The sequence below is a fragment of the Clostridium sp. DFI.1.208 genome (assembly GCF_024463855.1).
In the GTDB taxonomy this organism is placed as follows: Bacteria; Bacillota_I; Bacilli_A; order Erysipelotrichales; family Erysipelotrichaceae; genus Clostridium_AQ.
This window is the reverse complement of sequence record NZ_JANGCA010000294.1, coordinates 1-277: the sequence shown is the minus strand read 5'-3', so window position 1 is coordinate 277 and position 277 is coordinate 1. Positions and strand designations below refer to the sequence as shown.

Genomic DNA, 277 nt, shown 5'->3' with positions numbered 1-277 from the left:
TTTTTGATATACTAAAAGAAAGGAGTCGAGATAATTATGGGGATAAATCATTTTACAAAAGAACAGACTGAAAAATTAAGAAGTAATCCATATGTAAAACATGTCAGCGAGAAAGCAATAACTTATACTGAAGAATTTCGTGAAGAGTTCTACATACGCTACCAAGAAAATCCATTCCCTTCTAAGATTTTAGTGGAAATGGGTTTTGATCTGCATGTTTTAGGAAAATCAAGGATCTATAATATTTCAAAACGTGTAAAAGCTCAGGCATCAAGAC

At 31.8% G+C, this 277-nt stretch carries 1 protein-coding gene; it reads left to right on the top strand.

The genetic code is table 11. The annotated features are described in order from the left end of the window. Positions 1-36 precede the first annotated feature (36 nt). Positions 37-277, top strand: a 241-nt coding sequence (locus tag NE665_RS24420; RefSeq protein WP_347285944.1) for an HTH domain-containing protein, incomplete at its 3' end; no start/stop codon positions are given.